The organism is Parendozoicomonas verongulae (assembly GCF_009711465.1).
In the GTDB taxonomy this organism is placed as follows: domain Bacteria; phylum Pseudomonadota; class Gammaproteobacteria; order Pseudomonadales; family Endozoicomonadaceae; genus Sansalvadorimonas; species Sansalvadorimonas verongulae.
In genome coordinates this window covers 1-6,621 of the sequence record NZ_SMME01000714.1, presented here as the reverse complement: position 1 = coordinate 6,621, position 6,621 = coordinate 1, and the positions used below count along the sequence as shown (strand labels likewise).

General features: G+C 51.3%; 6 protein-coding genes. 2 read left to right on the top strand and 4 right to left on the bottom strand.

What is annotated here, in order from left to right; genetic code table 11:
• Window positions 1–258: hypothetical protein (locus E1189_RS03650; RefSeq protein ID WP_155158714.1), on the bottom strand; the 258-nt coding region annotated here is incomplete at its 3' end.
• A gap of 629 nt (window positions 259–887) precedes the next feature.
• Between E1189_RS03650 and E1189_RS03645 the strand changes: the two genes are divergently transcribed.
• On the top strand, window positions 888–1,388 hold the full coding sequence (locus E1189_RS03645) for a LabA-like NYN domain-containing protein (RefSeq protein ID WP_155158713.1): 501 nt from the start codon (window positions 888–890) through the stop codon (window positions 1,386–1,388).
• A 42-nt stretch (window positions 1,389–1,430) separates the two neighbouring features.
• On the opposite strand, the gene E1189_RS03640 is transcribed toward E1189_RS03645, so the two are convergent.
• From E1189_RS03640 to E1189_RS03630, 3 genes are all read right to left on the bottom strand, one after another.
• A complete protein-coding gene (locus E1189_RS03640; protein ID WP_155158712.1) occupies window positions 1,431–3,437 on the bottom strand; it encodes a PhoX family protein in 2,007 nt (668 codons plus the stop codon).
• A 165-nt stretch (window positions 3,438–3,602) separates the two neighbouring features.
• The gene (locus E1189_RS03635; RefSeq protein WP_155158711.1) at window positions 3,603–4,520 is read right to left on the bottom strand and encodes a tetratricopeptide repeat protein; all 918 of its coding nucleotides are present in this window, start codon (window positions 4,518–4,520) and stop codon (window positions 3,603–3,605) included.
• Window positions 4,521–4,747: 227 nt separating this feature from the next.
• Window positions 4,748–4,963 carry a hypothetical protein gene (locus E1189_RS03630; protein ID WP_155158710.1) on the bottom strand — a complete coding sequence of 72 codons (216 nt, stop codon included), beginning with the start codon at window positions 4,961–4,963 and terminating at the stop codon, window positions 4,748–4,750.
• Between the two features lie 449 nt (window positions 4,964–5,412).
• On the opposite strand from E1189_RS03630, the gene E1189_RS03625 reads away from it, so the two are divergent.
• Window positions 5,413–6,582 carry a DsbA family protein gene (locus tag E1189_RS03625; RefSeq protein ID WP_196221162.1) on the top strand — a complete coding sequence of 390 codons (1,170 nt, stop codon included), beginning with the start codon at window positions 5,413–5,415 and terminating at the stop codon, window positions 6,580–6,582.
• The last annotated feature ends 39 nt before the right edge of the window (window positions 6,583–6,621 follow it).

Here is a 6,621-nt window from a genome sequence, read left to right as displayed (position 1 = left end):
CAGTGTTATCTCGATATCCTTGTCATCACAAGGGGTGTCCTCTACTCCCCCGGCAATCACAGTGCGCAACTGGGTGAAGATCTTCAGGGCGGCTCTCATGTTGTCTGTGCCCCCAATGAGCTGGAGATGTCTGCCCAGAGCCAGCCCATTGGTTTTTTTATCATTTGGAGAGATTGAGTAGTGTGTATGAAGTTGCTGGAAGAGTGGTAAAGCTTCGGTTAGACAGCCTGTAGCCTGCAAAGCTCTCCCTTTGGCCATCATGACTCCTTTGCTATTTTGTAAGCCTTTTGAAAGGGAGTTGACGTATTTAATGCATTCATCAAAATTGTTGAGAACAAACAAGCATCTGGCTTTTAATTGCACGGCACGACCGTAGTGTTGCGAGTTTCCCATGTACTTTTCTAATAGCGTTTCTGCTTTCTCTAATGCTCTTTGCGGATTGGTTTTTAGAAGACGGAAGCCCTCATTTAGGTCTTGATCCTGCGGTATATAAGAGGGAACCTGACAGTACTGGGCTTGACGTTGTGAAAGTTGACGTTGTCCAGAGTTGCCAGCACTTCGTGAGGCTGAAGAAACGTGTGCCCTGGAGGGGGGAGAGGTATGTCCACCTGAATCTTTTTGTCCGTAAAGATGAGGTGTCTGACGGTAATGGCTACCTCCTTTATAGTGTCGTGGTGGGTACATACTCTGAATCAACCCTCTATAGCAGTTTCTGGGAGTGTCATTAAAAACAGTGTGCTTGTATGGATTATGGTGATAGAACAAAGGTTCAGAATTAGTCAGGATCACAAACAGAGCTGTCTGGAGTGCTCTTCTGTGAAGAGGCAGGGCAATATCGTGGTAGTCTTAATCATCATGTAGGCTTTCGTATGTGGAGATTTTGAGTGATGCCCAGTCATTCCTGCGACAAGGAACGAGTCACCATTCTGGTGGATGTTCAGAATATCTATTACACCACGCGCCAAATCTATAAGTGCAATTTTGATTTCAATGCATTCTGGGCCCAGGCAACAGCCGGGCGCTCTGTGGTCAAGGCCGTTGCTTATGCTGTTGATCGCGGCGACGAGAAGCAGCGCCAGTTCCAGAATATTTTGCGTGCCATTGGCTTTGAGGTGAAATTGAAGCCTTACATTCAGCGTGCCGATGGCTCTGCAAAGGGAGATTGGGATGTAGGAATAACCCTTGATGCCGTGGAGTATGCCGATGAATCCGATGCTGTGGTACTGGCTTCCGGAGATGGGGACTTTGGTTTGCTGGTAGAAAAGCTGAAATCAAAGTATGGGGTTTCGGTGGATGTTTATGGCGTACAGGCGCTGACGGCAGCGTCATTGATTCATGTCGCGACGCGATATATTCCGGTTGAGGGTAATCTTTTGTTGAGGCGGTAACCTTGATGTCAGTGTGACATCAAGGGTTTTTCGAGAGGCTGATCAGGTACCAATGACACCACCGTCGTTTTTGGTGATCAGAACAGTTGTAGAGCGAGGGCGGGTTTTGCCATCGCTGGCCGGGTAGCTCAGGGCGGGATGCTGAACATTGACCCACATGCTGCGACCATCGGGGGTGGTGGTCACACCCGTAATCTCGCAACCCCGCGGGCCAACCAGAAAACGCTTCACTTCTTCCGTAACTGTGTCACAACAAAGCATCTGGTTCGTGCCCATGTTCACGTTCCGGTCTTCATTATCGCCATAGTCCGTCTGAATCCAGAGGCGGCCGTCAAAGTCGAACCACAGGCCGTCGGGCGAGGAAAAAATGTCTCCTTTGATTGTGCCGATGTGGTTGTCCTTCACTATGCTGCCATCCGCCAGAGTTGCACCGGGGCGGTCACCGGCCAGCAGGAACATCTCCCAGTCGAAGGTGGTGGCTGTCGGGTCTGCACCCTGTTCATTGAATCGGATAATTTGCCCATGGCGATTATCAACCCGAGGGTTGGCCGCGTTGGTGGGTTGGTCTTCTTTCTTGCCACGATGTTTGTTGTTCGTGAGTGTAACGAAAACCTCTCGGGTTTGAGGGTGAACGGCTACCCACTCTGGGCGGTCCATAGTGGTTGCGCCAGCAATATCTGCCGCCCGACGTGCATTAATCAACACATCCGCCTGACTTCTGAAACCGTTACGACGGGTTAATCCACCCTGGCCGAAAATAAGAGGCAGCCACTCACCTTTACCATCTTCATGGAAAGCGGCAGCGTAGAGTGTGCCATGATCCAGAAGCTCGCTATTAGCCGCTTTGTCGTTGGGCCGGTACGGTTTATCGGCGACAAATTTGTAAACGTATTCACCGCGGGTGTCATCGCCAAAGTAGTAGGCCAGACGATTGTCGTCGCCTAACGATAATGAAGCGCATTCCCGCACAAGTCGGCCCATGGATGTGCGTTTTTTGGGCATGCTGGTCGGGTCAAACGGGTCAATCTCCACAACCCAGCCAAAACGGTTGGGTTCGTTCACGTAGCCGCCATGGGCCATGGAGTCGTCCAGTGTGGCATTAAAGCGAGGTTCAGCTGTATCCCAGCTGAGGTACTTGGCGTTTTCGCCCTGGGCCAGACCATAACGGTTATGCTCCATACGCTGTTCGTAGTCTTCTTTGTTACGGTTGACGAAGTAGTTTTTCCAGTTTTCTTCGCATGTGAGATAAGTGCCCCATGGCGTTACCCCCATTGCGCAGTTGTTCAGTGTGCCAAGAACGGTTGTACCGGATGGATCATCTGCAGTCTTCAGTGCATCGGTACCGGCGGCAATGCCGGTGAGCTCCATAGGTGTCATACCTGTGATGCGGCGGTTGAATCTGGAATCAGCGACGCGCACCCAGTTGCCGGAGGTGTCCTTCTTCACTTCGATAATGCTGACACCGTGGGCCGCCATTTCCTTGCGTACTTCGTTGCGATCCCGCACCAGCTTGCCGCTGCCATCGGTAATTTCAGTGATGCCGCTGGGGTGCAGAGTCTGGTTTATATATTCGTGGTTGATCACCAACAGGCCGTGGCTATTAGGATTGTTATCGAAGGGGAAGAACCACATGCCATCGTGGTTCTGGCCTGCCTGTTTCATCTGATCCTGCCAGCTGTTGGAACCATCGGCCTTCCAGGCGGGTGAGCCGTTTTCCACCGGATCGCCCCATGAGAAGAAGGCCTGTGCGGTGTAGCCCTCCGGGACAGTGATAGAATCAAAGTCTATGCCCGTTTCTACTGGTATGGGTTTGAAGCTGATAGCCGGTGCTGCAGCGGATTTACGGGGTGTGTTGCTGCAACCTGTGGTGCTGAGCAGTGATCCACCAATAAAGCCGGTTATGGCAAGGCCGAGGCCACCTTTCATAAAATTGCGGCGACCTTCTTGAACCAGCTCATTCAGGTTTTCGTTGCCGGAGATATTGTCCGGGGTATCGTCAAGTGCTTCGAGTTGCTCGTGGTATTCACGGTGTGATTTGGTTTTTATCATTGTCTTTCATCCTGACGGCGTCGTATAGAACACCAATGAGCTTAGGGAGGAATTGTTGCGCTCATCTTGCATAAAGATGTCAGTTTTATGACAGGTGGAATAAAGGGGGAAGTCAAAGGGCGCTGTTATTGCGCCCTTTGGTGTTCTGATGATCGGGAGGTCAGCTTACACGCCTACACTGCGACTCTGGCGCTGAATCGTTTCGATAATGGCCTTGGCGCTGTCCTGGGCTTCGCGGAATTCTTCTTTGGAAAGCTGGTCAGTGACCTTTTGCAGGGGCTCGATAGCGGCAGAGAATCCACCGGACAGAGCCACTGTCAGCCAGGCTGCAGCCTGCTGTAAGTCTTGATTGTCTTCACTGTAACGGGCGTGAAGAACACCTAACAGGAACTGTGCCTGTGGGTTGCCCTGAAACGCGGCCTGACGCGACCAGTCCATCGCCATATTAGGGTTTATCTCTGTACCGAGCCCTTTCGCATAGGACAAACCCAGAATCAGTTGGGATTTGATGTGTCCCTGCTCACCCGCTTTGGTGAACCAGTTCAGAGCTTCTTCCGGGCTGGTTTCCACAAGGTCGCCTCCGGAGCGGTACATTTGTCCCATCAGGTATTGGGATTCTGCCAGACCATTATCCGCGGCAGCGCGAGTCCACTTGAGTGCAGTTTGGTAATCCTGCTCAACGCCTTCACCGTGAGCATACATCAGAGCGAGGTTGTGCTGGGCGTGAATGTGATCTTGCTGTGCCGCCTTCAAGTACCACTTTACGGCCTTAGGGTTGTCTTCCGGGATTCCCTGACCCATGTCCAGCATAACTGCCAGGTTGTACTGGGAGTCAGCATGACCATCGTTGGCTGCCTGACGGAACCAGTCCAGTGCTTTGCTCTCGTTTTTTCTGGTTCCCAGCCCCTGACTATTCATCTGTCCCATCAACCACGCAGCCTCAGGGCTGCCATCTTCGGCAGCAGTGCGGCATTGGATCAACGCATCCGCATGGGCATTGCTTTCAAACAGCGAAATGCATTGGCTGTTGTTGGCTAAAGCCACACTTGAACTGGTGAGAAGGGCAAGAGCTAAGTACTTCATGGTTTACTTCCTTGTGTACGAGAGAGATCCCGGGTAAGTAAGGCCTTCGGCTGCCCCATAGCCTGCTAAATAGTCTTTTGATGACATCTGTACCTGGCAGTCAGGTTTGCGGAGGAGGGGAGAGGTGTAGAGAAGATTCAGAGTGGATGGGTCAAAATTCGGGCATGAAATGAAAAGACCGCTGCCTTCCTCTGGAGGGGACTGGCGGCCTTTTTTAAGTCTGGGCGTCAGGGGCTGGCTTGCGGTGTTTGCACTCCGTGACGCTTTCCTGCTGCTTTGGCCCGCTTTATCGGCTGACCTTTAGCGAGTACTTTATCTCGCGGCTGTACCTTGTAGATTTTTCGAAAGTACTCGGCCTCCACGCGAACAGGGTCAAGGCTTGGTAGTTTCACTCCAATACGCTGGAGGTAGGCGATCATGTGGCTGATTTTTGGCTTACTCATAACTGCTCCGAAAGCGGTTCTCCTTCACCGAAGCTGTGCCTGCCATTGTTTCCAGGTACTTTCACTGGAACATCTCAAAGACGGGTGTAGCCTATTCCCTTTAACCGCTGTTTTTGTTGACGAGAGGCAATAAAATCACGAAAAGACAGCAATTAAATAAAGCACTTGGCGTGCCAGTTTTTTGGCGTCTTACACGTATCCTGTTGCGGTTGTCGTCTCTGTGACCGGTGTGCTGGGTAGGTGAGTATCCTTAAGAGGTATGACCGGAGTGTGACAAAAGTGTTGCGAACTTGTCGCAATATGCAGGGAAATGTAAAGGGGTGTGTTACCTTTGGGAGCGAATTGGTCGTTTATGCTGATGGTGGTAACAGTGATCTTCTATCACTATGGCCATGGGTATTTCTGCTGTTTTGATGGTAATGTGGGCAAAAATACGACAGGCGGTTATTATGTCGTACATTGCTTCACTGCTTCGAAAATATATCCAGCCTTATGGGGCAGCACTGCTCTCTTCTGAGCGCGTTTACCACGCTCTCCATACTTTGAATGGGTTACCCCGACAGATTTGTAGGGTGACACCTGTCGTAGAAGTATTTCTTGACCGCACTGATCCTTATAGTCAGCTGGTGGCCCAGGTGCTGCCTGAATTACAGCGGCGTTTTGATATTAAACTGAAAGTCTGGGAAGTCAGCAGTCGAGCTGATGAGATGTTTCCGGAAGCCGGGTTGTGGCAGCGCAATGCTTCACATGATGCCTTGTCTCTGGCCAGGCTGTATGGGCTGGAATCGCCATCGTCTGATAACATGCCTCACTTTTTCTCTTCTCTTGAGGAGGGTGAGGTGCGTCGCAGGCAGCTTGGGCACTATCTTAGTGCAATGTTCTGGTTTGAGGGGGAGTGGTTCTGGGGGCTGGATCGTCTGGACCATCTTGAACGACGGTTGTTGGCTATAGCGTGCCAGAAAAATACACAAGAAGACGTTGTCTTTAATCGTACCTGTCAGAAGACGTTTCTTGGGCAGCCCGGTGATGTGGTTGATCCGTCCCGTCCACTTAAATTTTATTTCTCCATGCGTAGCCCTTATTCCTACCTTGCCCTTGAACGAGTGGTTGTCATGAGTCGCCATTATCATATTCCACTGGATATACGCCCGGTGTTGCCTATGATGATGCGCGGTGTGCCGGTTCCCCGGCAAAAGAAAATGTATATTTTTCACGATACCTGCCGGGAGGCGAGAAAGCTGGGTGTTCCTTATGGACGCGTGGCTGATCCTCTGGGTGCAGGGGTAGAAAACTGTTATGCCTTGTTTGATTATGCCCAAAGTTTCGGCAAAGGAGTGGAGTTGCTGTTGGCCTGTGCCAGGGCGGTGAATGCAGCAGGCGTGCATTCTGATACAGAAGGAGGCTTGAAGCGTATTGTTGCTCAGGCCGGGCTGGATTGGGAATCGGCGCGTTTATCTCTCAAGAAAGAAGGTTGGCGGCAATGGGCCGAACAGCATCGACGAGAGCTTTATGATTTGGGCTTGTGGGGCGTGCCCAGTTTTTCCTATGGGTGTGGACAGAGTTGTTGGGGGCAGGATCGCCTCTGGTTGGTAGAGCGTTGGCTGTTGGGTGGTAAATAAGTATCTGTATAACCCGATGTGTGACTTTCAGGCCGAAAT